This is a genomic window from Marinobacter sp. SS13-12, from assembly GCF_030227115.1.
Lineage (GTDB): Bacteria > Pseudomonadota > Gammaproteobacteria > Pseudomonadales > Oleiphilaceae > Marinobacter.
Window position 1 is genome coordinate 1,196,090 of record NZ_JASSUA010000001.1, and the last position, 25,009, is coordinate 1,221,098.

The 25,009-nt window shown below is 59.3% G+C and carries 26 protein-coding genes; 13 read left to right on the plus strand and 13 right to left on the minus strand.

Annotated features, from left to right (window positions below; translation table 11 throughout):
- Window positions 1-90: 90 nt before the first annotated feature.
- Genes QPL94_RS05455 through QPL94_RS05475 form a run of 5 tightly spaced genes read left to right on the plus strand, consistent with a single transcriptional unit; the run spans window position 91 to window position 5,504 of the window.
- On the plus strand, window positions 91-687 hold the full coding sequence (locus QPL94_RS05455; protein WP_137435985.1) for a UPF0149 family protein: 597 nt from the start codon (window positions 91-93) through the stop codon (window positions 685-687).
- A gap of 28 nt (window positions 688-715) precedes the next feature.
- Window positions 716-2,038: a Xaa-Pro aminopeptidase gene (gene pepP, locus QPL94_RS05460; RefSeq protein WP_285356041.1), complete on the plus strand. Its 1,323-nt coding sequence runs from the start codon at window positions 716-718 to the stop codon at window positions 2,036-2,038.
- 2 nt (window positions 2,039-2,040) lie between these two features.
- Window positions 2,041-3,321: a 2-octaprenyl-6-methoxyphenyl hydroxylase gene (gene ubiH / locus QPL94_RS05465; protein WP_285356042.1), complete on the plus strand. Its 1,281-nt coding sequence runs from the start codon at window positions 2,041-2,043 to the stop codon at window positions 3,319-3,321.
- Window positions 3,314-4,537 carry a UbiH/UbiF/VisC/COQ6 family ubiquinone biosynthesis hydroxylase gene (locus QPL94_RS05470; protein ID WP_285356044.1) on the plus strand — a complete coding sequence of 408 codons (1,224 nt, stop codon included), beginning with the start codon at window positions 3,314-3,316 and terminating at the stop codon, window positions 4,535-4,537. Before ubiH ends, QPL94_RS05470 begins: the two co-directional genes overlap by 8 nt.
- A gap of 52 nt (window positions 4,538-4,589) precedes the next feature.
- Complete coding sequence (locus tag QPL94_RS05475) at window positions 4,590-5,504, plus strand: DUF808 domain-containing protein (RefSeq protein ID WP_285356046.1); 915 nt, start codon at window positions 4,590-4,592, stop codon at window positions 5,502-5,504.
- Window position 5,505: 1 nt separating this feature from the next.
- On the opposite strand, the gene QPL94_RS05480 is transcribed toward QPL94_RS05475, so the two are convergent.
- From QPL94_RS05480 to ubiE, 9 genes are all read right to left on the minus strand, one after another.
- Entirely contained in the window at window positions 5,506-6,225 is a 720-nt protein-coding gene (locus tag QPL94_RS05480; protein ID WP_285356048.1) for a 16S rRNA (uracil(1498)-N(3))-methyltransferase, read from the minus strand.
- Window positions 6,222-7,016: a twin-arginine translocase subunit TatC gene (gene tatC, locus QPL94_RS05485; RefSeq protein ID WP_285356049.1), complete on the minus strand. Its 795-nt coding sequence runs from the start codon at window positions 7,014-7,016 to the stop codon at window positions 6,222-6,224. The genes QPL94_RS05480 and tatC overlap by 4 nt, the downstream gene beginning before the upstream one ends.
- Complete coding sequence (gene tatB / locus QPL94_RS05490) at window positions 7,013-7,441, minus strand: Sec-independent protein translocase protein TatB (RefSeq protein ID WP_285356050.1); 429 nt, start codon at window positions 7,439-7,441, stop codon at window positions 7,013-7,015. Before tatB ends, tatC begins: the two co-directional genes overlap by 4 nt.
- A 9-nt stretch (window positions 7,442-7,450) precedes the next feature.
- Window positions 7,451-7,690: a twin-arginine translocase TatA/TatE family subunit gene (tatA, locus tag QPL94_RS05495; protein WP_137435970.1), complete on the minus strand. Its 240-nt coding sequence runs from the start codon at window positions 7,688-7,690 to the stop codon at window positions 7,451-7,453.
- Window positions 7,691-7,802: 112 nt separating this feature from the next.
- Window positions 7,803-8,132 (minus strand): phosphoribosyl-ATP diphosphatase, encoded by a 330-nt coding sequence (locus QPL94_RS05500; protein WP_285356052.1) that lies wholly within the window; start codon window positions 8,130-8,132, stop codon window positions 7,803-7,805.
- On the minus strand, window positions 8,125-8,562 hold the full coding sequence (gene hisI / locus QPL94_RS05505; RefSeq protein WP_285356054.1) for a phosphoribosyl-AMP cyclohydrolase: 438 nt from the start codon (window positions 8,560-8,562) through the stop codon (window positions 8,125-8,127). The genes QPL94_RS05500 and hisI overlap by 8 nt, the downstream gene beginning before the upstream one ends.
- 14 nt (window positions 8,563-8,576) lie before the next feature.
- A complete protein-coding gene (ubiB, locus tag QPL94_RS05510) occupies window positions 8,577-10,226 on the minus strand; it encodes a ubiquinone biosynthesis regulatory protein kinase UbiB (protein WP_285356055.1) in 1,650 nt (549 codons plus the stop codon).
- Window positions 10,223-10,861, minus strand: a complete 639-nt coding sequence (locus QPL94_RS05515) for a ubiquinone biosynthesis accessory factor UbiJ (protein WP_285356057.1) — start codon at window positions 10,859-10,861, stop codon at window positions 10,223-10,225. The genes ubiB and QPL94_RS05515 overlap by 4 nt, the downstream gene beginning before the upstream one ends.
- A complete protein-coding gene (gene ubiE, locus QPL94_RS05520; RefSeq protein ID WP_285356059.1) occupies window positions 10,861-11,652 on the minus strand; it encodes a bifunctional demethylmenaquinone methyltransferase/2-methoxy-6-polyprenyl-1,4-benzoquinol methylase UbiE in 792 nt (263 codons plus the stop codon). Before ubiE ends, QPL94_RS05515 begins: the two co-directional genes overlap by 1 nt.
- A gap of 114 nt (window positions 11,653-11,766) precedes the next feature.
- On the opposite strand from ubiE, the gene QPL94_RS05525 reads away from it, so the two are divergent.
- Window positions 11,767-12,045: a polyhydroxyalkanoic acid system family protein gene (locus QPL94_RS05525; RefSeq protein ID WP_285356061.1), complete on the plus strand. Its 279-nt coding sequence runs from the start codon at window positions 11,767-11,769 to the stop codon at window positions 12,043-12,045.
- A gap of 15 nt (window positions 12,046-12,060) precedes the next feature.
- Here QPL94_RS05525 and QPL94_RS05530 read toward each other — a convergent pair whose 3' ends face one another.
- Together QPL94_RS05530 and QPL94_RS05535 are read right to left on the minus strand one after the other, a co-directional pair.
- Window positions 12,061-12,810 (minus strand): DUF8198 family protein, encoded by a 750-nt coding sequence (locus tag QPL94_RS05530; RefSeq protein ID WP_285356062.1) that lies wholly within the window; start codon window positions 12,808-12,810, stop codon window positions 12,061-12,063.
- Between the two features lie 73 nt (window positions 12,811-12,883).
- Window positions 12,884-13,807 carry an alpha/beta hydrolase gene (locus tag QPL94_RS05535; protein ID WP_285356064.1) on the minus strand — a complete coding sequence of 308 codons (924 nt, stop codon included), beginning with the start codon at window positions 13,805-13,807 and terminating at the stop codon, window positions 12,884-12,886.
- 342 nt (window positions 13,808-14,149) lie between these two features.
- Here QPL94_RS05535 and QPL94_RS05540 point away from each other — a divergent pair, with 342 nt between their 5' ends.
- From QPL94_RS05540 to QPL94_RS05555, 4 genes are all read left to right on the plus strand, one after another.
- Window positions 14,150-15,544 (plus strand): WS/DGAT domain-containing protein, encoded by a 1,395-nt coding sequence (locus QPL94_RS05540; protein WP_285356066.1) that lies wholly within the window; start codon window positions 14,150-14,152, stop codon window positions 15,542-15,544.
- 181 nt (window positions 15,545-15,725) lie between these two features.
- Window positions 15,726-16,829: a porin gene (locus tag QPL94_RS05545; protein WP_285356068.1), complete on the plus strand. Its 1,104-nt coding sequence runs from the start codon at window positions 15,726-15,728 to the stop codon at window positions 16,827-16,829.
- A gap of 251 nt (window positions 16,830-17,080) precedes the next feature.
- Window positions 17,081-18,250: a nitric oxide-sensing protein NosP gene (gene nosP / locus QPL94_RS05550; protein WP_285357846.1), complete on the plus strand. Its 1,170-nt coding sequence runs from the start codon at window positions 17,081-17,083 to the stop codon at window positions 18,248-18,250.
- The gene (locus tag QPL94_RS05555) at window positions 18,228-20,489 is read left to right on the plus strand and encodes a hybrid sensor histidine kinase/response regulator (RefSeq protein WP_285357848.1); all 2,262 of its coding nucleotides are present in this window, start codon (window positions 18,228-18,230) and stop codon (window positions 20,487-20,489) included. Before nosP ends, QPL94_RS05555 begins: the two co-directional genes overlap by 23 nt.
- 124 nt (window positions 20,490-20,613) lie before the next feature.
- On the opposite strand, the gene QPL94_RS05560 is transcribed toward QPL94_RS05555, so the two are convergent.
- Window positions 20,614-21,291: a response regulator gene (locus QPL94_RS05560; protein ID WP_285357849.1), complete on the minus strand. Its 678-nt coding sequence runs from the start codon at window positions 21,289-21,291 to the stop codon at window positions 20,614-20,616.
- A 361-nt stretch (window positions 21,292-21,652) separates the two neighbouring features.
- On the opposite strand from QPL94_RS05560, the gene QPL94_RS05565 reads away from it, so the two are divergent.
- From QPL94_RS05565 to QPL94_RS05575, 3 genes are read left to right on the plus strand one after another with little or no spacing between them, the layout of a single operon-like run.
- The gene (locus tag QPL94_RS05565; RefSeq protein WP_285356070.1) at window positions 21,653-22,582 is read left to right on the plus strand and encodes an ABC transporter substrate-binding protein; all 930 of its coding nucleotides are present in this window, start codon (window positions 21,653-21,655) and stop codon (window positions 22,580-22,582) included.
- Window positions 22,579-23,355, plus strand: coding sequence for an ABC transporter permease (locus tag QPL94_RS05570; RefSeq protein WP_285356071.1), 777 nt, complete (start codon window positions 22,579-22,581; stop codon window positions 23,353-23,355). The genes QPL94_RS05565 and QPL94_RS05570 overlap by 4 nt, the downstream gene beginning before the upstream one ends.
- Complete coding sequence (locus tag QPL94_RS05575) at window positions 23,348-24,022, plus strand: ATP-binding cassette domain-containing protein (RefSeq protein ID WP_285356073.1); 675 nt, start codon at window positions 23,348-23,350, stop codon at window positions 24,020-24,022. The genes QPL94_RS05570 and QPL94_RS05575 overlap by 8 nt, the downstream gene beginning before the upstream one ends.
- Window positions 24,023-24,202: 180 nt before the next feature.
- Here QPL94_RS05575 and QPL94_RS05580 read toward each other — a convergent pair whose 3' ends face one another.
- Entirely contained in the window at window positions 24,203-25,009 is an 807-nt protein-coding gene (locus QPL94_RS05580) for a lanthanide ABC transporter permease protein PedC (protein ID WP_285356074.1), read from the minus strand.

Consider the following 25,009-nt stretch of genomic DNA (forward strand, 5'->3'; position numbering starts at 1 on the left):
CCGCGCCGGGAATCAAGAGGGCAAGTGCCTTAACATTGCCTGAATGCTAGGATAGAGCCTTCACTCATTGATACAGGATCGTCCCGTTTCATGTCCGAAACCGACACCTCCAACGCCCGCGCTGTGGCATTCGAGCGCTGGGCAAATGTGTTCAGTGCCCACAAGGCCTTCAGCCACCCTTCGGAACTCCACGGCGCTCTTTGTGGCCGACTGGCCGCCGGCTCGCGTATAGACCAAGGAGACTGGCTGGCAATGGTCTGCGAACACATGGGTCTGCCGCCCACTGCAACGGAAGAGTCAGATGAGCTCCGGGAGTTCATGGGGTCTGCCTACGACCAGACCCTGGAACTTATGAAAGCCACCGATATGAGCTTTCAGCCACTGTTGCCGGATGATGACTATGCCATTGAGCAACGCCTGGAAGCACTGACCTCCTGGGTCCGTGGCTTCCTCGAGGGTATGGCGCTGTCGGCGGGCGAATCCCTGGGCGAAGCGCCGGACGAGATTCGCGAGCTGATCGAAGACATGGTCGCCATCAGCCAGGTCGCCGACGATGACGAACCGGATGAAGAGAGCGAGCAGCAGCTGATGGAAATCGTCGAATACGTGCGGCTGGGTGCGCTTGCGGTGTTTACCGAATTCAATCCGCCGGAAAAGCCGTCCCCGAAAACACCGACGCTGCACTGATCCAGGCTACAGAATTGTGGGAGAAATCATGGCCTCACTGATACCCGTCAAAGAATTCAACGATCGTCGTCGCCGGCTGATGGAACGGATGGCGCCGGACAGCATTGCCATTCTGCCTGCTGCCCCGGAGCGGGTACGTAACCGGGATGTACTGCATCCATTTCGGCAGGACAGCGATTTTCACTACCTGACCGGGTTTGGAGAGCCGGATGCCGTTCTGGTACTGATTCCTGGCCGGGAGCATGGCGAGTCGGTGCTGTTCTGCAAGGAGCGGAACCCCGAGAAAGAACTGTGGGACGGTTTCCTGGTCGGCCCCGAAGGCGCCATTGAGACATTCGGCCTGGACGATGCCTTCCCGATCTCCGATATCGATGACATCCTGCCAGGCATGATTGAAGGCCGCAGCCGTGTTTATTACCCGCTGGGGAAGGATCACAACTTTGATGCCAAAGTCATGGACTGGGTCAAGGTTATCCGCAGCAAGGTTCGCTCCGGCGCCCACCCTCCCGGGGAGTTCGTGGCACTGGAGCACCTTCTGCACGACCTGCGTCTGTACAAGAGTGCAGCGGAAATAAAGGTGATGGCCAGGGCCGGCGAAATCAGTTGCGAGGCCCACAAGCGGGCCATGAAACGTGCCCGCAAGGGCGGTTTTGAGTACAACCTCGAGGCCGAACTGATCCACACCTTCATGGAAAACGGCGCCCGCTCCACGGCTTACCCGTCCATTGTTGGCGGCGGACATAACGCCTGCATACTGCACTACATCGAGAACAGCGCCCCTTTGAAGGAAGGCGATCTGGTGCTGATCGATGCCGGCTGCGAACTGGACTGTTACGCCTCTGATATTACCCGTACCTTCCCGGTCAGCGGCAAGTTCAGCGACGAGCAGCGCGCCCTTTACGAGGTGGTGCTGGCGGCGCAGTACGCGGCCATTGAACAGGTACATCCGGGTAATCACTGGGACCATCCTCACCAGGCCGCACTGAAGGTGCTCACCCAGGGGCTGATTGATCTCGGCCTGCTGAAAAACACCACCGTGGAGCGGGCCATCGAGGAGCAGGCGTTCAAGCCCTTCTTCATGCACCGCACCGGCCACTGGCTGGGGATGGACGTGCACGACGTAGGGGATTACAAGGTAGGCGATGCCTGGCGTCAGCTGGAACCGGGCATGGCGCTGACGGTTGAGCCGGGGCTTTACGTTGCACCGGACAACACCGACGTGGACGAAAAATGGCGTGGCATCGGCATCCGTATCGAAGATGATGTGGTGGTTACCAAAGAAGGCTGCCGGGTACTGACCGATACGGTTCCCAAAACCATCCCCGAGATCGAAGCGCTGATGGCCGACTGACCGTGAAACAGCATGATACCGATATCATCATCGCCGGCGGAGGGCTGGCGGGAGCCACGCTGGCACTGGCGCTGGCGAGAACCCTGCCGCAACTGCGGGTGACCGTGGTGGAGGCGTTTCCACTGTCTCCTGAAGCCTTGCCAGAAAGCTATCAGCCCAGCTATGACGCCCGATCCACAGCGCTGGCCTGGGGCTCGCGGCTGATTTTCGAGGAACTGGGGCTCTGGCAGCGGCTTTCGGAGTACGCCACTCCCATTCGCCACATCCATGTCTCGGACCGTGGTCACTTTGGTGCTACACGGCTGAATGCAGCCGACCATCAGCAGGAAGCCCTGGGGTATGTGGCAGACAACCGCTGGATGGGACTGTGTTTGATGCGGGAGTTGCTTCAGACCGGTGTGGTGTGGGAAGCCCCCGCCGAAGTGACGGGCATGCAGCCTTTGCCGGACGGTGTTCGCGTCACCCTTGGCGCCAAAAGTGGCGAACAGGAGCTGACCGCGCAATGCCTGGTGGTGGCAGATGGTGGTCGCTCCGGGCTGCGCGAAAAGCTGGGGTTCCGGGTCGATGAGCAGGCGTACGACCAGCACGCGCTGATCGCCAATGTCTCTACCGCCAACTGTCATCACTACACCGCCTACGAACGCTTTACCGATGCCGGCCCGATGGCATTGTTGCCCCATGGCTCACCAACCCGGGCGGGAAACACCGCGGCTCTGGTATGGACACTGAACAGCGATGCGCTCGAGGAGCTTTTATCCCTCAGCGATGAGGACAAGTGCCATCGCCTGCAGCAACGGTTTGGCTGGCGCCTGGGGCGCTTCACCCGCATCGGCGAATGCAGCCATTACCCGCTGACCCTGAAAACCGTGGACGAGTCGGTTCGCCCTGGCGTTGTATTGGTGGGCAATGCGGCCCACACCCTGCATCCGGTGGCCGGGCAGGGCTTTAACCTGGCCCTGCGCGGGCTGATGGCCCTGGTAGAGCAGTTCCGGATGGCGGCGGACCGGCAGCAAGCCCTGGGTAGCCTGCCGGTACTGAAAAGCTATCAGAACCGCCATCGCCAGGACTGGCAGCAAACGGTGCGGTTTTCCGATTCCCTGATTCAACTCTTCGGCACGGATCTGCCGCTGATAACCACCGCCCGTGATGCCGGCCTGATGGGACTGGATCTTTTGCCCGGCACCAAACGCTGGTTTGCCCGCCAGGCCATGGGCCTGGGCGGTCGCCGTGCCCAGATCCGCACGCCCGGAACCGAATCAACGGAACGCAGCAATCATGAGTGAGCTAACACATTTCGATATCCTGGTGGTTGGCGGCGGCATGGTGGGATCCGCCCTGGCGCTGGGGCTGTCACGGCAGGGCTGGAACGTCGGGCTGGTGGAAGGGAGCGACCGCAAGACGTTGCTACAGGAACCAGCGCCAGCCTCGGATGTGGACGGTTTTGACCCCCGTGTCAGCGCCATTTCAGTCGCCAGTCAGCACCTGCTCCAACAGCTGGACGTGTGGTCGAATATCACCGCCGGTCGCCATTGCCCTTACCAGACCATGACCGTGTGGGACGGCGACGGCACCGGCCGTATTCAGTTTGAGGCCGCAGAGCTCCGGGCTCCCGCGTTGGGCACCATCATCGAGAATCGTCGCATTGTGCGGGCGCTGTTTACGGCCCTGGCTGACAGCAATGTGGAGCTGATCGATGGCGTCAAGGTGACCGGCTGGTGGCAGGACAGGAACACACGCGGCATTCGTCTTGAAGATGACCGCATGCTGGCCGCGCAACTGGTGGTGGCGGCCGATGGTGCCCATTCCCGTCTGCGCCAGTGGGTCGGGTTGCCAACCCGGGAATGGGACTATGACCAGCAGGCGATTGTGTGCACGGTACGAACCGCGCAAAGCCACCGGTTTACCGCCTGGCAACGGTTTTCTCCCACCGGACCGCTGGCGTTCCTGCCGTTGCTGACCGAATCCGGTGACGAGCATTTCTGCTCGATTGTGTGGTCCCAGGATACCGAAGAAGCGCGACGCCTGATGGCACTGGATGACGATGCCTTCAGGGCGGAGCTTGAAAACGCTATTGAGCGCGAACTGGGATCGGTTGAGGTGGTTTCGCGTCGTTACGCGTTCCCGCTGCGCCAGCGCCACGCCAAGGATTACATCGCCACCGGGTTCGCGCTTATGGGTGACGCGGCCCATACCATACACCCCCTTGCGGGGCAGGGCGCGAACCTGGGCTATGGCGATGTCCGGGCCTTGCTGGATGAGCTGCTGCGGGCAAGAAAAGCGGGCATCGACCCTGACAATGATCTGGTGCTGGCTCGTTACCAGCGTCGCCGCAAAGGTGAAAACCTCACGATGATGGCGGCCATGGAGGGTTTCAAGCAGCTGTTTGGCCGTGATGAGCTCTCTGTGCGTTGGCTACGCAATACCGGAATGCGCTGGCTGAACCAGCTTGGCCCCATCAAGAACCGCATTGCGGCCGAGGCCATGGGATTGGACGCCTGATACAGGATTGCACGGTGATCGCCGGAGCAGTTTAACCACAAAGGAATGAACTATGGCTGGCAGCAGTCTTCTCGTACTGATTGATGACATCGCGACAGTTCTGGATGACGTTGCGTTGATGACCAAGGCCGCCACCAAGAAAACCGCCGGCGTACTGGGCGATGACCTTGCCCTCAATGCCCAGCAGGTCACCGGTGTGAAGCCTGCCCGGGAACTGCCCGTGGTCTGGGCAGTGGCCAAGGGTTCCATGATCAACAAAGCCATCCTGGTCCCCGGGGCGCTGGCCATCAGTTTCTTTGTGCCCTGGCTGGTCATCCCCCTGTTGATGTTGGGCGGGGCCTTCCTCTGCTTTGAGGGCTTTGAGAAGCTCGTCCACCGATTCCTGCACAAGCAGGAGGTTGAGAAACACAAGGCAGAACTGCACGAAGCCCTGAAAGATCCTGGTGCAGACCTGAGGTCTGTTGAAAAAGACAAGATCAAAGGTGCGATTCGTACAGACTTTATTCTTTCCGCTGAAATTATTGCGATCACCCTTGGCACTGTCAGTACCCAGGCTTTCGGCACACAGTTTCTGGTGCTGACGGTGGTGGCGGTGATAGTAACCGTCGGCGTCTATGGCTTGGTGGCGGGTATTGTGAAACTGGATGATGGTGGCCTGCACCTGAGCAAAAAAGAAAGCCTGGTTGCTCAGCGGGTGGGAGAGGGTATCCTCTGGCTGGCGCCGTGGATGATGAAAACCCTGTCTGTATTAGGCACCATAGCCATGTTTCTGGTGGGCGGTGGCATTCTGACCCACGGGTTGCCTCCGGTGTATGAGGCCATTCATCGCTTTGCCGAGGGCTTTGGTGGGTATGCCCAGGCCATAGTGCCTGTCATTGCTGATGGACTGTTCGGTGTTGTGGTGGGCGCTGTGCTGGTGGTGGTGATCACGCCTGTTATGAAGTTCTGGAAGGGTCGTTCGGACTGAGTTAGCTGCAGGCATCGAACAGGCGGCTGACCAATACCGGCACCGCCGTTTCCACTTTCAGAATGCGCCTGCCCAGGTGAACCGCTTCGCAGCCAGCCTCAACCAGCTTTTCCACTTCGTAGGGAATGAAGCCCCCTTCGGGGCCGATGCATAGGGTAGCCGGCGCATTGATATGAACCGGGCAGGGCGTGCCGGTGCCGGGATGGGCAACCAGCGCGTGGGTGTTTTTCAGCAGCGCCGGCAGCTCATCTTCCACGAACGGCTTGAACAGCTTACGGATGTGAACCCGGGGCATCAGAGTATCCCGCGCCTGCTCCAGGCCAAGCACCATGTTCTCCCGCAGATTTTCCTCTGACAGCCAGGGTGTCTGCCAGAAGCTTTTCTCAACTTTGTAACTGTTGATCAGCCAGATGTCCTTGACCCCCAGGGTGGCGCAGGTCTGCAGTACCCGGCGGAACATTTTCGGCCGTGGCATCGCCAGAACCATTGTAAGGGGCAGTGGCGAGGGCGGTGGTTCAGTCAGTTCCACCTGTAGAGTTGCCTGGCTGTCGGTGAGCTGCAGAACGCGGCCGGTGCCGATATCGCCATTCACCAGGCCCACCGGCACCAGAGTCCCTTCGGCAACCTTCAGTACCGACTTCAGATGCGCCAGCCGGCGCCCGGTCAGCACTGCTTGCTCAGCGGAGACAAAGTCTTCCCCGAACAGTAACGCCAGGTTCATTCGCCAGAGACTTCCGTGGCGTCCTGGTCTTTCACTTCGCGCCTGGCCAGGCGACCGAACAGAATGCCCAGCTCGAACAGCAGCCACATGGGTACGGCCAGCAGAGTCTGGGAGATGATGTCCGGCGGGGTCAGCAGCATGCCGATCACAAAACAGCCCACCACAATGTACGGCCGCTTTTCAGCAAGATCTTCAGGGGTGGTGGCGCCGGTAAGAATCAGCAGGATGGTGGCAATGGGTATCTCGAAGGCAATGCCGAAGGCAAAGAACATTTTCAGCACGAAATTCAGGTAACTGGTGATATCCGGCAATTCAACAATGCCTTCTGGGCCAATGGCGGTGAAGAAGCCGAACACCAGGGGAAACACGACAAAGTAGGCAAACGCCGCGCCCAGGTAAAACAGGATCACCGAGGTGAATAGCAGTGGAAACGCCAGTTTCTTTTCATGGGCATAAAGTCCCGGTGCGATAAAACTCCAGAGCTGATAGAGAATCACCGGTATGGCCACGAAAACCGCCAGTACCAGGGCGAGCTTCAGCGGTGCGAAGAAAGGCGATGTGATGTCCGTTGCGATCATGGTCTGACCGACCGGAAGCAGGTCCCGTAACGGCTGGGATATCAGCAGGTAGAGTTCATTGGCGAACGGATAGATAGCGGCGAAACAGATGATCACCGCCAGCACCATTTTCAGCAGGCGATTGCGCAGCTCCAGTAAATGCTCGATCAGCGGCATTTCCGGTTGTGCTTCGTCGGAACCTTGGGTGTTTTTGCCGTCAGGCTGGGTGGTCATGAACGGTTTTCCGGCGTGCTGTCCTGTTGTTTCGGGGTGTCTTCCTGTTTCGGGATTTCTTCGCTCTGCTGGATTTCTGGTTCTGCGGGTTCCGCAACCCGCCGGGTGGCGGGGGCGGGCCGGTGCCCGGGTTTCTCGTCGTCCGAAAGGACCATGTGTTCGTACTTCTTGGCTTCATCCAGGGCGCCGCGAACGGACTTCTGGACATCGTCCAGGCCGATGTCGCCGGCCTTGCGCAGCTCTTCCCGCAACTCCTCCGCCTTGAGCTGGCGGTCAAGCTCCGAGGAAAACTGACTGACCATGCGCCGGGCACCGCCAATCCAGCGCCCGGCCGCCCGGGCTGCCGTGGGCAACCGCTCGGGGCCGAGAACCAGTAACGCGATGATGCCGCAGATCAGCAGCTCGACAAAGCCAATATCAAACATTCAGCCGTCTCAGCTGTGGGACTTGTCCCGTGGCTTTTCTTCGGCGCTGGCCTCATAGGGCTTGGCGTCGGCATTCTCGCCTTCGATGGCGTCCGGGTCTGCGTCCTTTTTGTCTTCATCGCTCATGGATTTCTTGAAACCACGAATGGCGCCGCCCAGATCGCTACCGATGTTGCGGAGCTTTTTGGTTCCGAACAAAAGAATAACAATGCCGAGTACGATTAGGAGTTGCCAGATACTGATGCCCATGCCGGGACCCTCGTTTCAATGTTTCTGTTACAGATGATTGTACGCCACATCGGGGGGCATCCGGAAATCCTCTTCAGAGGTATTACCAGTACTATCCCGGGTAGTGGCCCGGTTATTGGCTCCGGGAGGCTTTCTCTTCCAGGCCTGACAGGTCAAAGCGGCTGGCAAGTTCGTCAAGGACATCCTTTGGGCCCAGCCCGAGCCGCGACAGCATCACCATGCTGTGGAACCAGAGGTCGGCGGTTTCATAGACCACGTCCCGGGTATCGCCGGACTGTTCCGCATCCTTGGCAGCGAGCAGCGTCTCGGTGCATTCTTCCCCGACCTTCTCCAGGATTTTGTTGAGTCCCTTGTGGTGCAGGCTGGCAACGTAGGAGGTTTCGGGGTCGGCTTCCTTGCGCGCCTCCAACACCTGGGCCAGTTGTTCCAGAACGTCACTCATTGCTGCTATCTCCCTGCTTGTTGCCATATATTGCGTCCGGGTCACGGAGCACCGGGTCTACGCCTGCCCATTTGCCGTTTTCCAGTCTGCGGTAGAAGCAGCTGCGACGACCGGTATGGCAGGCGATTCCACCCTTCTGCTCGACTTTGAGCAGAATCACGTCTTCATCGCAGTCCAGGCGGATTTCTGCAATCACCTGTTGGTGGCCTGAGGTTTCCCCTTTGCGCCACAATTTCCCCCGTGACCTGGACCAGTACACCGCCTGGCCTTCCTCAGCCGTCAGCCTGAGAGACTCGGGGTTCATCCAGGCCATCATCAGAATATCGCCAGTGGTGGCATCCTGGGCGATGGCGGGCACCAGTCCATCCGCGTTCCAGCGGATTTCGTCTAACCAGTCAGGTGTCTCGACTGTAGCTTTTGAATCTTGCATTTATATGACTTCCATCAGTTTTTTCGTCTGCCGCCAACAATAAGCCAGGTAGCGCCGGCCAGCAGTGCCCAGCCGTGGGCCGGCATGGTCTGGGCGATGGTGGCAAGGTCATGGTCGACACTCAGCCAGGCCACGCCAGCCAGAGCCGCTGCCCCCAGCCCTCTGCGCCAGCGCCGGTCCGCACGGGCACGGTTTTTACGAATGAGTTCCAGTGTAGCGCGGCTGGACTGGTCGTTGGAGCCCGAATTGCGCAGTTGTACCAGGGCATCGTGGACCAGTTGCGGCATCTCGGGCGACTGCTCCAGCCAGGCCGGCAGGTGGGACTGCAGGGACTTGATCAGTCCGGAAGGGCCAATTCGCTTGCGCATCCAGGTTTCCAGGAAAGGTTGCGCTGTGCTCCACAGGTCCAGGTCCGGATAGAGCTGACGACCCAGGCCTTCCACATTGAGCAGGGTTTTCTGCAACAGCACCAGTTGGGGCTGCACCTCCATATTGAAGCGTCGGGCCGTCTGGAACAGCCGTAACAGGAAATGGCCAAAGGAAATATCCTTAAGCGGCTTTTCAAAAATGGGCTCGCAGACGGTACGTATGGCAGCCTCGAATTCGTTGACCCGGGTATCCGGCGGTACCCAGCCAGATTGGATGTGCAGCTCCGCCACCTGGCGGTAGTCACGGCGGAAGAATGCCAGCAGGTTGCGGGCCAGGTAACTCTGGTCATCCGGGGCGAGGGTGCCGACAATGCCGAAATCGATAGCAATGTATTTCGGGTCCGCCGGGTTGCTCACATCCACAAAAATATTGCCCGGGTGCATATCGGCGTGGAAGAAACTGTCGCGAAAGACCTGGGTGAAGAAAATTTCGACGCCTTTTTCCGCCAGCACTTTCAGGTCCACGCCGGCTTCCTTGAGGGCCGGAATATCCGCGATGGGGATGCCGTGGATGCGCTCCATTACCAGCACCGACTTGCGCGTGTAGTCCCAGTCGATGGAGGGAATGTAAATCAGCGACGAATTCTCGAAATTGCGGCGCAACTGACTGGCATTGGCGGCTTCCCGCTGCTGGTCGAGTTCGTCGTGGATGGTGGAGTCGTAATCCGCCACCACTTCCACCGGGTGCAGCCGCCGGCCTTCGGACCAGTAGCGCTCAAGCAGGCCGGCCATCATATACAGCAGAGCAAGGTCCTGGCGAATGACCCGTTCGATGCCCGGGCGGATGACCTTGACCACAACTTCCCGCCCATCCCGCAGGGTGGCGGCATGAACCTGAGCCACCGAGGCGGAGGCCATCGGCTCTTTGGAAAACTGTGCAAACAGCTCCGCCACCGGAGCACCAAGGGATTTCTCGATAATAGCCTGGGCCACCTCACCAGGGAAAGGCGGTACCCGGTCCTGCAGGTTCTTGAGCGAGAGCGCCATGTCGTCCGGCAGCAGGTCCCGGCGGGTGGAGAGAATCTGGCCGAACTTGACGAACACCGGCCCCAGTTCCTCAAAGGCCAGGCGCAGGCGGTCGCCTCTGTCGAGCTTTGGTTGCGGGAACAGGTGCCAGGGGGCCAGAAGGAAGAACAGCTTGAGCGGGAGCGGCAGTTCCGCCAGTGGCAAAAAAATATCCAGCCGGTAACGGCAGAATACCCAGGCAATGCGGAACAGGCGTTGCAGGCGCGTCACGGCGTCTCCGGTTGGTCTTTTTGATTGGATTGTTCCAGCCGCTCGACCCTGGCTTCCAGGCGCTCGGTCTGCAGGTTCAGACGGTCGATATCCGTGAAGGTGGCTTCCAGTTCACGGCGCCCGGGCAAGCTGCGGCTTTCCTCGTGGATGTATTCCTCGATATTGGCATTCAGGGACCTGAACGCCTGCCGGCTCCAGCTTGCGGCGCCGCGAATGCGCTGGCCGATGAAATGCGCCGGCACATCGCCAACATGCGCAGCCATGGCCGCTTCCCAGTCCGGATTGAGCTGATCGATAGCGCGCTGGAACTGATGTGCCAGGGCGGTGTCGCCATTCACCTGAATTCGCCCTTCAGTGAATACCCGGTCGTCGCCGGTAGCGAGGGCGACAAAGGCCATGGGCCGCCCAGACAGCACCAGAGCCGGCATTTCCGCCGGCTGGCTGGCAACCTGGACCCTGCCTCCCGCCTGCTGCAGCACCAGCGTGAGGTTCACTGACTGCAGCGAAAACTGTACGGGCCCTGTTAACGAGGCCATCAGCGCCTGCTTTCCGGCCGGGTCCAGCTCCAGGGCGCGATTGAGGGCGCTCTCGACGATGGCGGTAATAGCGGACAGCAGGGTAGGGCCGGGAAACATCAGGGCTTGATCCCCACGTGCAGCGCGACCACGCCGCCGGTCATGTTGTAGTACTTGCAGTTTACCAGCCCGGCCTCTTCCATCATGGCTTTCAGGGTGTCCTGGTCCGGGTGCATGCGGATGGATTCGGCCAGGTACTGATAGCTGCTGGAGTCACCCGCGATCAGCTGGCCCATGAGCGGGAGGGCGTTGAACGAGTAGGCATCATAGGCTTTGCTGAGCAGCGGGTTAGTGGGTTTGGAAAACTCCAGCACCATCACCTTGCCGCCGGGTTTGAGCACGCGGGTCATGTCCCGCAGGGCCTGGTCCTTGTCGGTGACGTTACGCAGGCCAAAGGCAATGCTCACAGCATTGAAGCTGTTGTCCGGGAACGGCAGGTGTTCGGCATCCGCCTGGAGGTATTCAATGTTGCCGGCGTAGCCGCGATCCATCAGCCGGCTACGGCCAACCTGCAGCATGGAGGCGTTGATATCGGCGAGTACGACCTTGCCGGTCGGGCCCACCAGATCGGAAAATTTCATCGTCAGGTCGCCGGTGCCACCGGCAATGTCCAGCACCTGATGGCCTTTGCGAACGCCGGAGAGCTCAATGGTGAAGCGCTTCCAGAGGCGGTGGATTCCCATGGACATGAGGTCGTTCATCAGGTCGTACTTGCCGGCCACCGAGTGGAACACTTCCGCTACCTGGCCCGCCTTCTGGCTTTTTGGCACATCGCGGAAGCCAAAATGGGTAACGTCGTCTTTCGGGGCCTCCGGCTTCGGCTCGTTGGCAGATGGTTGTTGCTCGCTCATGGCTGGGTCCTGTCAGAATCTGAACCCCGTATTCTAACGCCTGCGGGGGTGGCTACAAGTTTAATGCCGTCTTACACTGTAAAACGTCCCTTAATTCCCGGAGAAACCTGATCCATGTCTGTTATTGATGTTCATCGCGCCCATTCCCTCGATAAAGACCATGCTCGCCAGGCAGCGGAAACCCTGGCCGAGGATCTGTCGAAGCAGTTCGATGTGAATTACCAGTGGGAAGGGGATCATTTGCGGTTTAAACGCAGTGGGGTGAAGGGACAGCTGGAGATTACCGACAGCGATCTCCACATCCACCTGGAGCTGGGGCTGATGCTGCGGCCGTTCAAATCCCGGATCGAGCAGGAAATTCATTCCCAACTGGACCAGATTCTGAAAGCCTGAGTTGGTTTATCGTGCTTAAAGGTCTCCCGGCAGGTCAAACGGTTCCGGGTGGCCTTTGAGGATGTTGTCCATCACCTTTCTCTCCCGTGTCACCAGGCGGTCGATCAGTCGTTCCACATCCTCCATTTTGCGGAAGGCGGAATAGCCCCGGTGGAGGAAACTGTGCAGGTCGCTCAGGTCTGCCATTTCCGCCGGTGCCCGGCTCATGCTCAGCAGCCAGCCGAGGGTGCGGTTGCGCACGTAGCGATCCAGTTGCTGCCCCACCTCTGCGACCAGGGTTATCTGCCGCTCTCTCTGCTCCATGCGCAGGCTGCTGCGAAAAACCTGACAATAGTCGTTGCTGGTGAGGGAGGCGGGGGAGAGTCCCTGGTGCTGGCAGAGTTCGGCCAGTTCCAGGTCCAGTTGTTGGGTGATCAGGTTCAGTTCCACCAGGCCGGCAAAGGTATCCAGCAGGTTGTCTGGCAACCACTTCACCATCTTCGGGAAAACCCGGTCGATATTGTCGTCGCGGCGGGTCATGCCTGCAGGTGCGTACAGGTCTGTCAGCAGGAATTCCAGGCCGGTGTGATACCCGGGGTGCCGGTAGAGGTCCTCATGGGTGGCTTTCAGCCGCTGCGCCTGCCAGTCTGCGATCAGGAAGGTGTGTTCCAGCAGCGGATGGGTGGCTTTGTGCTGGCGGAAATCATGGTAGCCCAGCAACAGTTGCTGCAAGCGGCGGGCGCTGTCGGAATGGACGCTGGTGGCGACAAGGCGCTCACGATACATGCGGGTGTAGCTCCACTGAACCTGCGATAGAAGCGCGCCAGTTTAGCGGAGCTGAAGCCTTTGTGCAGCAACCTCAGCCCTGGGCGGCGGTGGGCAGGGTCTCGAATCCGGGTACCCATTCCTTGCTGTCGAGGGTAATGAAGTGGCTGGGGGCCTCGGTTTCAACGATGCGCATGGTGGTCGGGCTCTGGCGCGCACTGGCCAGCATGGCCTGGCGATCGAGGATACGATCCACGGCGGGGATCAGGAAGGTGCCGTAGCGAATCCGGTCGTAGACACTGGCATCGGTCCGCTCCATCCAGGCCATCAGGTCCTCAATGTTACGAACGATGGTCAGGTGGTCCTTGGTGGCGGAGAACAGTTTGCCCAGTAGCTGCTTCTTGCGTGGATTCATCTTGCCGAAGAACGTCTGGCCATAGGCAGACGATGGGGCACTGTTGATCAGGCGGATCAGCCAGGGCCACATGCCGTGGCTTACCGGTTCCAGAACCGCTGTCACCAGGGCGGAAAGCCGGCCATCGGGGAGGACCGGTGCTTCCAGTACGACTTCTACATTTTCAAACAGTTCCGGCCACTGCTTGATAGCCTCTAGAATGACGGCTCCACCGCGGGAATGGCCGTGTACACGGATGTTATCAGTACCTGGCAGGTTTGCCAGCGCCTGGTTGAGAATGCAGGCATCGTACTCAATGGTGCCATCCAGGTACTTGATGGGCACTTCCCAGTCCGGTGACTCGGGTGTTACGCCATTGACCGGAATGTGGTAGTTGCTGCAGGTAAGCAGTATCAGCTCGGTGGTGGGTGCCTCGTAGGCCTGGGTAAAGTAGCAGTGGTTTTCCAGAAAGCCGTGTACGCCAATAACGGTCTGTTCCGCCTTGCCGCTGTGGTTGCGTACGGAAACTGCGCCAGTACCAACCCGGTAGACGCGCCCCGAGAACATTTCGGAGTAGGCGCTTTCAATCGGTTTTATCAGTTTGCGTACATGGCTCGCTTTCATGACTACTCTCCTCCAGCACCCGGTGTTTGCCTTTTATTCATCGTTGTCGGTGCAGGTGATTCAGTTGTACCGCCTTCTGCTGCTACATATATTGGCACTGGTTACACTGTTTACGCTCAGTTGCGGCCAATAGACTTTTGGCGAAGGGGGCGCAAAGGCACGTCGGCTACCTCATAACCATTTCATCAATCCTTATTCCCAGTATAGAGGGGAAAGGTTACTACCGTGTAACTTTTTGTGAGTGCGAGCTGCGGGACCTTATATGGAGCCATCAGGGCTTGTCTGGCACAATGCGGGGTCATCTATCCATTTCTTGCTGCAATTACCCGGGGACAGACAGGTTTGAGTCAAAAGGAATCGCATCTGCTGTTGCCTGTGGATTCAGCATGGCTGGCCCTGGAGCGCCCGGAAAACCCGATGACCATCACGGTCATGCTGCGGGTGGAAGGCCTGACAGAAGCCCGGTTCCGGGAATTTCTGCGCATCTACTGGATGGCCTGGGAGCGTTTCAGTTTCATGCCCGTGCGCCGCGCACCAGGCTGGTGGTGGGAAGAGGACCCGGTGTTCTCGCTTCATCACCACTTTGAAGTGGTCCGGGGCGAATTTGGCCATCAGTCATTGCAGGACTGGGTATCTGCCCGACTGAACCAACCTTTGCCGGATTACCGTCCACTGTGGAAATTCTGGCTGCTGCCGGATGCCGAGGGCGGCGCCGCGCTGCTGCTGCGCATGCATCACTGCTATGCCGACGGACTCTCCCTGCTTGGCATCTTCGAGCGCCTGTGCCCGCCTTCACCGCAACAGGCACCTGTGCTCTACGGAGCGCCGGAGCAGGCAGATATGGGCCGTTGGAGCCGGGCTGCCAACGCCTGGTTCCGGGAACTGACCGCCAGTGAGGCGCCGCAGGCTGATGCGGCACGGGGAGGGGATATCCCCGGCAACGGCGGTACAGCCGGTCGCAATGCCCTGGAGCGGGCAACCTGGCGAAGCCTGAAACTGGTGAATGAGCTCAGTCAGTTCCTGGTGGAACCGGAAGATACCGACTCATCCCTGAATCGGGCACTGCTGGGCCGTCGCCAGTGCCGCTGGTCGCAGCCGGTTGCGCTGGAACGCTTTCGCCATATTGCCACGGTCACTGGTGTCACCATCAACGATGTGTTGCTCAGTTGCGTGGCCTCGGCCGTCCGCAAGCGGCTTGTTGCTGACAATACCGATACGGATAAGGCGGTGCTCCATGCCGCAGTGCCGGTGGATATTCGCAGCCGCCTGCCAGCGGACATAAAGCCGGAACCCGGCACCCTGGGTAATTACTTCGGCACTGTTTTCGTACCGTTGCCGGTGGACGGTGAAAGTTCGCTGGAGCGGCTATTCCGCATCAAGCATGAAACCCGCAAGCTCAAGAAAAGCTGGCAGCCGGGGCTGGCCTGGGCGCTTGCCGGCAGTGCCTCTGTTATCCCCGAAGCCTGGCGCCAGCCAGTGGCGGATCTGTTTTACCGCAAGGCAAGTACCGTGGTGTCGAACGTCCCCGGCACCCGGGACGAACGCTATCTGGCCGGTTGTCGTATCCTCGAGCAGATGTTCTGGGTACCCCAGGCCGGAGACATCGGGCTGGGAGTCAGCATTGTCAGTTATGCCGGCCATATCCAGTTCGGTGTTGTCGCTGACGAAGCCGTCATGGCAGACCCTGAAACCTTCCTTGAAGACTGCCTGCAAGAGCTCGATCTTTTCCCTTCCTGACGAGTAGTAATCCCAAAGTTCTGTTTTCACAGCCTCCTAAAAGATCAGAAAACCTGCCCCCTTGGCGCATTTCCCACCCCCGCTGCTTCGCCGACCATTGAATTCAGGCGAGAGAATGCGCCTGAGACACGGGTTATCACCCGTTGCTCAATACCCAGATTCAACAAAAACCGGGGGAGTTATGAACAACAACAATTTCAGAAAGTCAGGGTTGGCCTTTGCCATGGCAGCTGCCATGGGAGCAAGTGCTGGCGCCAATGCAGCGATTGAAGTGTACAACGAAGACGGTACCAGCTTTTCTGTGGATGGCTATTTCAACGCGTTCTACGTCAACCGTGATGACAAGCTGAACGATGTTCGCAATTCGGACGTCAAGATGGGTTTCCTGCCCAACACGATCGGTTTTAACTTCAGCAAAGAGATGGGCGACCTGACCCTGGGTGGCCGGTCGTCCTTCTGGTCCACGATCAACGACAGCCTGCAGTCACCGACCGATACTGCCATTGATGTGCGCCAGCTTTATGCCACCGTTGATGGCTCCTTTGGCCAGGTCCTGATTGGCAAGGACTTTGGTCTGTACGCCCGTTCCAACATCTTCCTCGACGAGATCCTCATGGGCTTTGGCTCTCCCGGAGCGGCAACCGGCGTTTCTTTCGGTAATATCCGCACGGGCTACCCGTATCCGAACCCATCGGCCCAGATTACCTACCGTACGCCTGATATGGGCGGCCTGAAGGTGGCTGCGGGTATTTTTGAGCCTGCCAATACCACTCCGGGTGTCCAGTCCGAGCAGTCAGCACCCCGGTTTGAAGCGGAGCTGACCTATGCCGCCGATCTCAACGGCCTGGCGTTGACCGGTTGGGTCAACGGTCGTCATCAGAGTTCCGAAAATGCGACCACGGAAGTGGACAGCCAGGGCCTTGGCTACGGACTCAAAGCATCGGTGGCGGGCTTCTCCTTGACGGCCTCCGGATTTACCTCCGAGGGGGATGTTCCGGTGTTGATCACAGATGCGGCCCTTGCGTCGGAAGAGGATGCCGATGGCTACCTGGTACAGGGGTCATACACTCTGGGTGCCAACCGTTTCGTGGTGTCCTATGGTGAAACGGATTCGGACCAGGGCGATTTTGAGACCGAGAACACCTCCTTTGCGCTATTTCATGACGTGAACAGCAACTTCAAGCTGGTGGGCGAATACAACATGTTCGAGCAGACCACAAAGTCGACCGGTGCTGATGCAGCGGAATTCGACACGCTGGCGCTGGGTGCTGTCATCACGTTCTAAGCGTACTTTGATGGCGGGTACCTCCCGCGCGCCGGCATGGATTCCAGGCGTGCGGGGCCGCTCTTAAGACTAAAGTGCCGGTTTGCTTTGCTGCAGACCGGCTGCGCTGGCAGGCATTGATCAGGGAGGTTTTTAAATCAATGGCTTACGATCATTTTGGCGCGCCCATTAAAAGCACTGAAGTCGCATTGGCTCCGTTTGCAGAAGCCGTAGAATCGGTACAAAGCCACACGGTTGCGGAGCGCCCATTGATGAAGCCAGCCACCATCCTGCCTGCGGTCAGGGTAGCCAGTTCCGACGCACGTGATCCCATGCTGGCCGCTACCAACCTTGCCAGCCAACTCAGCCACGATAATCTGGGCTGTGTCCTGTTTTTCTGTTCTGCTGAATACGATCTCGAACGCCTGGGTATTGCGCTGGAGCAGGTGTTTTCCGGAGTCCGGATCAGCGGTTGCACCTCTGCCGGTGAAATTACTCCAGACGGGTATGGTCGGGGCTGCATTACTGCCATCGGGTTTGATCGCCGATATTTTTCCATCGACTACGCGCTGATCAGCGAACTGGACCGCTTTACGCTGCAGGACGCCCAGAGCGTGATCGACGGCCTGCTGGCCACCTGCCGGGATGCCCGCCTGGCGCCCATCAAGGGCAACACTTTCGCCATCACCCTGCTGGATGGTTTGTCCAGCCGTGAAGAACTGGTGTTGGCAACCCTCAATGCCGCCCTGGGCACCATTCCGCAGTTCGGCGGCTCGGCCGGTGACGACGAACGCCTGGCCAACACCCATGTTTTCTTCGATGGCCAGTTTCACACCGGTGCTGCCACTGTGATGCTGGTGAACACACCGCTGGATTTCAGGGTGTTTTCCACCCACCACATGGAGGCCCGAAGCGAGAAGCTGGTGGTCACCCATGCCGATGCCAAGAGCCGCACGGTTTATGAGTTGAACGCGGAACCGGCGGCGGAAGCCTATGCGCGGGCGGTGGGCGTGACGGTAGAGGAACTGGACCGTAAGGTCTTCGCGCTGCGCCCCATGGGGGTCCGGATTGGCGGCCACTACTTTGTCCGCTCGGTGCAGCGGGTGAACGCTGACCAGAGCCTGACGTTCTACTGCGCCGTGGAAACCGGCATTGTAATGACGGCCATGGAACCGGGGTCGCTGCTGGACAGTGTCCGCACCCAGATTGAGGCCTCTGAACGGGTCGTGGGGCCGCCGCTGGTGACCATCGGCTGTGACTGTTTCTTGCGGCGTCTGGAAGCGGAGCTCACCGGTGTGGCGGACGAGGTGTCCGATTTTCTTCGCCACCATAAAGTCATCGGATTCAACACCTATGGTGAGCAGTTCGACGGCATGCACATTAACCAGACGTTTACGGGGGTGGTGATTGGGCAGCCTGATGCCGGATACGGCCACAACTGACGCCGACCCTGACAGCGGCAGGGAGCAGCGTATTGCGGAACTGGAGTCGGAGAACGAGCGCCTGCGGAAAATCCGCGACGCCCTGATCGTGCGGGTGGAGTCCGGTTCGGCCCACAAACCTGAGCCTTACGCGGTGTTCGAGCACTCGGTGGTGCTGGCGGAGCAGGTGCGTGAGCGTACCGAAGCCCTCAACCAGACAATGGATGAGCTCAAGGGCAGCAACAAGGCCCTAAACCGCGCCCGTGAAGAAGCTGAAACCACCCGTCAGCGCCTGGTAGACGCTATCGAAAGCATCGCTGACGGTTTTGTGCTCTTCGATCACCGGCATCGCCTGATCCAGTGCAATACCCGGTTCCGCAGTTACTGGAAACACTCTGGTCTTGACGTGCCACCAGCCGGCACCTCCATCGCTGAAGTGAAGGAGCGTGCGGTCAGTTCCGGGCTGGTCGTAGAGGAGCATGCGAATGCCTCTTCTGAAGGGTCGGTGTTCCTGCTGTCCAATGGTCGCTGGGTGCAGATGACGGAGAGGCCCACCCGTGAAGGCGGGCTGGTTGTCCTCTACTCCGACATCACGGACGTCAAGAACAGCGAAATGGCACGCCGGATCAAGGCGCTGGAAGAGAGCGAGCGCTGGATACGCGTGGTCACGGACCATGTGCCTGCCCTGATTGCCTACGTCGGTGCCGATATGACGGTGCAGTTCTGCAACAAGGTCTACGAAGCCTGGTACGGTCGTGATGGCGAATCACCGCTGGGCAAGCATCTGCAGGATGTTCACCAGCCGGAGCTTTACCGGCGTCTTATGCCCCATGTCCAGAGAGTGCTGAAAGGCAACAGCGTCAACTTTGAATTCGAGGAAACCAACGACACCGGAGAGACCCGCTACATGCTCCGCGCCTACGTGCCCAACGTAGACACCGAAGGGCAGGTGACGGGTTTCTTTGTACTGATCCGGGACATCACCGACCGCCGCAAAACTGCCCTGGCCCTGGAACAGGCCTACGATGATCTGGAGCGGCGGGTCAAAGAACGTACGGCAGCGTTGACCGGACTCAACAGCCAGTTGCGACAGGAAATCGATGAGCGGGCGGCGGTGGAGGCCCGGCTGCGGGATGCCAAGATGGACGCCGAACGCGCCAACCTGTCCAAGACCAAGTTCCTGGCAGCGGTCAGTCACGACCTGCTGCAACCCCTGAACGCCGCCCGCCTGTTTACCAGTGCCTTGCTGGAGCACTCCTTTGGCCCCAAGGCGGAAGGGCTGGTGCGGTCGGTCAGTACCTCCCTCGACGACGTGGAGAACCTGCTGGGCACCCTGGTGGATATCTCCAAGCTGGATGCCGGCGTGATCAAACCGGACATAATGGCCTTTGACCTGCGGGACCTGCTCAACAACATTGCACGGGAGTTTCGCCAGATGGCTCTTGCAGAAGGGCTGACCCTGGACTTCGTGCCCTCATCGGCCGTTGTGGAGTCAGACTCGCAGCTGCTGGCGCGTATTCTCCGCAACTTCCTCACCAATGCCATCCGTTACACCGGAGCAGGCCGGATCCTGCTGGGCTGCCGCCGGCGTACGGACCATGTGCTGTTGCAGGTTTGGGATACCGGCCCGGGCATTCCCCAGGACAAGCTGACCGAGATTTTCCAGGAGTTCAAACGTATCCGCCCGGCCGGCTCGCAGCCGGACAAGGGGCTTGGTCTGGGACTGGCGATAGTCGACAAGATTTCGCGAATGCTTGGCCACGAGGTGACGGTGTCGTCCATTGAGGGCAAGGGTTCGGTGTTCAGCGTGAAAGTTCCAGTCGGGCGGCTGCAGCCGAAGAGGCGAGTGCAGGATGAAACCCCGGCGGTTTCACACAACAGCGGCCTGGGTGGCGCGAGGATCTGGGTGATTGATAACGACCACGACATTTGCCAGGGCATGCAGACCCTGCTGGAAGGCTGGGACTGCCAGGTGATTGCAGCGGTTTCCCTGGAAGACCTGGAACGCCAGCTGGACCCGGCCTCGAGCGAGGTGGATCTGATTCTGGCGGATTATCACCTGGACAACGACGAAAACGGGGTAGACGTGGTGGCCAACATCAACCGGCGCCGGCATTGCCCCGCGCCGGTGGTGATGATTACCGCCAACTATACCAATGAGTTGAAACAGCACATTCGTGAGCTGGGGTATGTGTTGATGAACAAACCGGTGAAGCCGTTGAAGTTGCGGAGTGCGTTGAATCACCTTTTGAGGGGGTGAAAGGTCTTCGGAGATTGTCGGATTACGGCTTCGCCTAATCCGACCTACAGGGAGTAGAGCCGAGAAACGTAGGTCGGATTAGCCAAAGGCGTAATCCGACAAACCAACTCGCGTAAAGCAAACCCTACCGCTTCAAATACTGACTGAAATCCACATCACTGGCCGAAAGAATCGCCTGCACCCGGTTATGAACCCCAAGCTTGCGCAAGATCGCCGATACATGAGCCTTCACGGTGGTCTCCGCAATATTCAGGTTATAGGCAATCTGCTTGTTGGACTCCCCCTTGGACATACGCTCCAGCACCAGCAACTGCCGGCGGGTGAGGGAGTTCAGCAGTTCCGGTGAAATCGGATTGTCCTCATGGCGGCTGCGGCGGCTGTTGCTTTCCTTGCCAGTACGGATGATGTCCGAGGGCAGGTAGACGTTGCCATTGAGGATCTGCTGGATGGCCTCTGTCATCTGGGCCCGGGGGGAGGATTTGGTAATGAAACCGCAGGCGCCGTAGGTGATGGCCTGGAGCACAACCTGCTTGTCTTCCTCAGCCGACACAATAACCACCGGAATGGTGGGCGCTTCATTGCGCAGGGAAATGAGCCCGTTCAGGCCGTGCATGCCGGGCATGTTCAGGTCCAGCAGAATCAGGTCCAGGTCATCGTTTTGGCGGGTAATCTCCAGGGCACTGTCCAGGTCCGCAGTTTCGATAATCTCGCTGCCGCTGAAGCCGGAGGAAATAACGCTGCTGATGGCTTCACGGAAAAGCGGGTGGTCGTCGGCGATCAGAATCTTGTAAGCCGGCTCCATGGGTGGTTCCACCTGTTTGTTGTCATTATGTGGGGCTGTTTCCGATGCATGATAGCGCTTTTCGGAAGAGAGTGCGGCATCGAGCTCATCAAGCATAGCGGCCTCCTGTGCAGAGAATTTCCGGAATCGGAGGTGATCCTCTGATTATTATTGTGATGGTTTCATTACACGCTATCTGCGCCTCAGGTTGAATGCGACCATCGCACCAAAAAACAGGCACCAAAGTACTATTCTTGCGCGGCGGCGGGCTTCGTATCGTGGAAGGATGAACCTACAACCAATAACAAAGCATGCTCCTGACCCATTTGTAGCCAGTGCCCGGTCCATCCGGCTGACGATGCGGGCTCTGCTACTCGTATTTATGTTGGCGGGACTCGCCCACGCCGGGGACGAAGCTGCCACACCGTTACCCGCGCTTTCCGTCAGCGTGCTGCAGTTCGGCACCGCCCACTGGGAGCTGGACCATATCCTGCACCAGGGCCTGGACCGACAGAACGGCTATCGGCTTGAACTGAAACTGGTGGCCAATCTTCCAGCCTCCCGCCTGGCAGTGACCAGTGGCTCCGTGAATGGCGCGGTGGCCGATCTCCTGTGGGCACAGTCCCGGTTTCAGGCAGGCACCCCCTACCTGTATGTGCCGTTCTCTTCCAGGATTGGGGAAATTGTGGTGGCAGAGGGCTCCGGTATTCGCGCTGTCCCGGATCTTGTCGGCAAACGGATCGGCGTCGCTGGCGGACCAGACAGCAAGGGCTGGATACTGCTCCTGAAGGTTGCCGAGCAGCAAGGGATCAACCTGGATACGTCAGCCAGCGTCCAGTTCGCGGCACCACCCCTGCTGAGCCAGGCATTGAAGCGGGGCCAGGTGGATGTGATCGTCACCTACTGGCATTTTGCGGCCCGCCTGCGGGGTGAGGGCGGGTGGCGCTCCGCGTTCGGCATGGCAGACTTGTTGACCGCGATGGATCTGGACCGCAAGCTACCGGTTCTGGGATATGTGTTTCCGGCTGATTGGGCTGAGGGCCATGGCGCGCTGATTGATCGTTTTGCCGCCTCCTTGAGCCAGGCGAAGATAGAACTGGCGGACGACGAATCTTACTGGCAGCGGCTGCGGCCTCTGATGGCTAATCCCGAAGAGGAGGTGTTTCAGGCGCTGAAGGAAGGATTTATCGCAGGGAAACCCGCTCCACAAACGGATCAGCGGATTGCTGATTTGCATCGATTGCTGATACTGACCGGGGCCGATGCTGACAACCTGATGCCGGCAGACCTGTTCCATCGGAGGCAGCCGTGAGCAATCTCTCCGGCCGCCCGCCGGCCTGGAGCTACTGGGTGGTCCTGCCCTCGTTTGTCCTGCTCTGGGCCCTGGTGGCCTGGCTGCTGGAAACACCTTTGCTACCCACACCCCTCAACGTTCTCGATACCCTGATGGCAGAGGCTGCCTCCGGGGAACTCTGGCACCACCTGGGAGCCACCCTCGGACGCGTCATCGTAGCCTTCATCCTGGCGATGCTGCTGGGCACTGCGATTGGCATCGCCATGGGCCGTTCAAAAACCACCAACGCCCTGTTCGACCCCATGCTGGTGCTGCTGCTCAACCTGCCGGCGCTGGTCACCATCATTCTGATGTACGTCTGGTTCGGCCTGGTGGAGGTGGCCGCCGTGATGGCCGTGGTCATCAATAAGGTGCCCAATGTTGCGGTGACTGTCCGCGAAGGGGCGCGAAGCCTGGATTACCGCCTCGAAGAAATGGCCACCGTCTACGAGTTTACTCGCTGGCAGCGGTTTCGCGAGGTCTGGGTGCCGCAACTGTTTCCCTATCTCATGGCCGCTACCCGCGGTGGTCTGGCACTGATCTGGAAAATTGTTCTGGTGGTGGAACTACTGGGCCGCTCGGATGGCATCGGTTTCCAGCTACACATGGCCTTCCAGGTATTCGATGTAGCCGCCATCCTCGCCTACAGCCTGGCGTTTATTGCCGTGGTCCAGCTCATCGAACTGGCCATCCTGCAGCCCCTTGAGCGCCGCTCCAGCCGCTGGCGTCAGCCGGAGGCCGCCCATGCTTGAACTGCAGATCGCCGGCCGCAGTTTTGGCCAGCCGGTGCTGGGGGAGGTGTTTGCCACCATAGAGCGGGGTGACCGGATTTGTCTGTTGGGGCCATCGGGTATAGGTAAGACAACTCTGCTTAATGCGATTGCGGGGCTGGATAGAACCATTCCGGCGCAAGCCATTATTGGACGCGAAAAACTCCGGGTGGGTTACCTGTTTCAGGAACATCGGCTCCTGCCCTGGCGGACTCTGAATGCCAATCTACGGTTGGCCGGTGCAACTTCGGAGGAAGCGGATGCTCATCTGGCCAGTGTGGGGCTGAAGGGGTATGGCCACTATCTGCCGGACCAGCTGTCTCTCGGTATGGCCCGACGGGCGGCTTTGGCCCGTTGCCTGGCGGTGAAACCTGATCTGCTGTTGCTGGATGAGCCGTTCGCTTCGCTGGATCCGGTGATGGCGGGTGAGCTGAAGATGCTGATTGCGGGGATTCTGGATGCCAATCCGGGGATGGCGATGATCTGTGTGACCCATGACGGGGGGGATGCGGAGATTCTGGCGAATCGGTTGTGGTATCTGGATGGTAAGCCGGCGCGGTTGCAGTGGGATGATGTTGTTGGTGGTGAGCCGGGGTTGATTGATGGTCTGCTAGGCAAGCTTCGTCGGCTGGATCTTGCGGGTTCCTGAGGGGTTGTCTGAATAGGGCTTTGTTGATTGGAGCTGCGATGTCTGAGCTCTAGCTCTGTTGTCGGATTACGCTTCGCTAATCCGACCTACGGGGAGCCATGGATGGCGGAGCTCAAGCGTCACATGGATGTGCTTGAGCGTGTTTTGGAAGCCTCTCCCCCACAACCCACTACCTCCAAATCAAGCAGGCCTGGAGGTGCCAAGTATCTTGGTCCGCTGAGGCCTGAATCCGGTCGTCGCAAGCAGCGCAAAAACAACAGTCACGCCAGCGGTAATGCCAAAGGCCATCGGGTTCCATTCCAGATACAGGGAAAACCGGATGGCCTCTACCGCGTGGGTGAAGGGATTGAACTGGCAGATCCAGTAGAGCCAGGGACTGGCCTCATTCATGCGCCACAGGGGGTAAAGTGCTGATGACATGAAGAACATGGGGAAAATGACGAAATTCATTACCCCGGCAAAGTTCTCAAGTTGCTTGATCCAGGTGGCAATCAGCAACCCCAGCGCTCCCAGCATGAGACTGGTTAATACTAGTGCCGGCAACACTGCAAGGTAGCCCCACAATGGCGGCTCCACATCCACCAGTAAGGCCAGCAGCAGGAACACATATACCTGACCTACCGACACTACGCCCATGGCCAGCAGTTTCGTCACCAGCAAAAACGGTCGTGGCAGGGGACTCATCAGCAGCACCCGCATGCTGCCCAGTTCCCGGTCATACACCATCGAAAGCGCCCCCTGCATGCTGTTGAACAGAATGATCATCCCGCACAGCCCGGGGGCGATGTAGGTCTCGTAGGTGATGTAGGTCTGGTAGGGCGGAATGATGGAAATGCCCAGCACCGCCCGGAAACCGGCGGCGAACACCACCAGCCACAACAGCGGCCGCACCAGGGCGCTGGCAAAACGGGTTCGCTGCTGCCAGAAACGCAGCCATTCCCGGGTCTGGATGCCAGCGAAACAGTGCCAGTAATGCGCAGCTTTCAT

Bases quoted from the DNA above. Each gene is read 5' to 3' on its own strand.
- QPL94_RS05455 (WP_137435985.1), top strand. From the start codon at position 91: ATGTCCGAAACCGACACCTCCAACGCCCGCGCTGTGGCATTCGAGCGC.
- pepP (WP_285356041.1), top strand. From the start codon at position 716: ATGGCCTCACTGATACCCGTCAAAGAATTCAACGATCGTCGTCGCCGG.
- QPL94_RS05470 (WP_285356044.1), top strand. From the start codon at position 3,314: ATGAGTGAGCTAACACATTTCGATATCCTGGTGGTTGGCGGCGGCATG.
- QPL94_RS05475 (WP_285356046.1), top strand. From the start codon at position 4,590: ATGGCTGGCAGCAGTCTTCTCGTACTGATTGATGACATCGCGACAGTT.
- QPL94_RS05480 (WP_285356048.1), bottom strand. From the start codon at position 6,225: ATGAACCTGGCGTTACTGTTCGGGGAAGACTTTGTCTCCGCTGAGCAA.
- tatC (WP_285356049.1), bottom strand. From the start codon at position 7,016: ATGACCACCCAGCCTGACGGCAAAAACACCCAAGGTTCCGACGAAGCA.
- tatB (WP_285356050.1), bottom strand. From the start codon at position 7,441: ATGTTTGATATTGGCTTTGTCGAGCTGCTGATCTGCGGCATCATCGCG.
- tatA (WP_137435970.1), bottom strand. From the start codon at position 7,690: ATGGGCATCAGTATCTGGCAACTCCTAATCGTACTCGGCATTGTTATT.
- QPL94_RS05500 (WP_285356052.1), bottom strand. From the start codon at position 8,132: ATGAGTGACGTTCTGGAACAACTGGCCCAGGTGTTGGAGGCGCGCAAG.
- hisI (WP_285356054.1), bottom strand. From the start codon at position 8,562: ATGCAAGATTCAAAAGCTACAGTCGAGACACCTGACTGGTTAGACGAA.
- QPL94_RS05515 (WP_285356057.1), bottom strand. From the start codon at position 10,861: ATGTTTCCCGGCCCTACCCTGCTGTCCGCTATTACCGCCATCGTCGAG.
- ubiE (WP_285356059.1), bottom strand. From the start codon at position 11,652: ATGAGCGAGCAACAACCATCTGCCAACGAGCCGAAGCCGGAGGCCCCG.
- QPL94_RS05525 (WP_285356061.1), top strand. From the start codon at position 11,767: ATGTCTGTTATTGATGTTCATCGCGCCCATTCCCTCGATAAAGACCAT.
- QPL94_RS05530 (WP_285356062.1), bottom strand. From the start codon at position 12,810: ATGTATCGTGAGCGCCTTGTCGCCACCAGCGTCCATTCCGACAGCGCC.
- QPL94_RS05535 (WP_285356064.1), bottom strand. From the start codon at position 13,807: ATGAAAGCGAGCCATGTACGCAAACTGATAAAACCGATTGAAAGCGCC.
- QPL94_RS05545 (WP_285356068.1), top strand. From the start codon at position 15,726: ATGAACAACAACAATTTCAGAAAGTCAGGGTTGGCCTTTGCCATGGCA.
- nosP (WP_285357846.1), top strand. From the start codon at position 17,081: ATGAAGCCAGCCACCATCCTGCCTGCGGTCAGGGTAGCCAGTTCCGAC.
- QPL94_RS05555 (WP_285357848.1), top strand. From the start codon at position 18,228: ATGCCGGATACGGCCACAACTGACGCCGACCCTGACAGCGGCAGGGAG.
- QPL94_RS05560 (WP_285357849.1), bottom strand. From the start codon at position 21,291: ATGGAGCCGGCTTACAAGATTCTGATCGCCGACGACCACCCGCTTTTC.
- QPL94_RS05565 (WP_285356070.1), top strand. From the start codon at position 21,653: ATGTTGGCGGGACTCGCCCACGCCGGGGACGAAGCTGCCACACCGTTA.
- QPL94_RS05575 (WP_285356073.1), top strand. From the start codon at position 23,348: ATGCTTGAACTGCAGATCGCCGGCCGCAGTTTTGGCCAGCCGGTGCTG.
- QPL94_RS05580 (WP_285356074.1), bottom strand. From the start codon at position 25,009: ATGAAAGCTGCGCATTACTGGCACTGTTTCGCTGGCATCCAGACCCGG.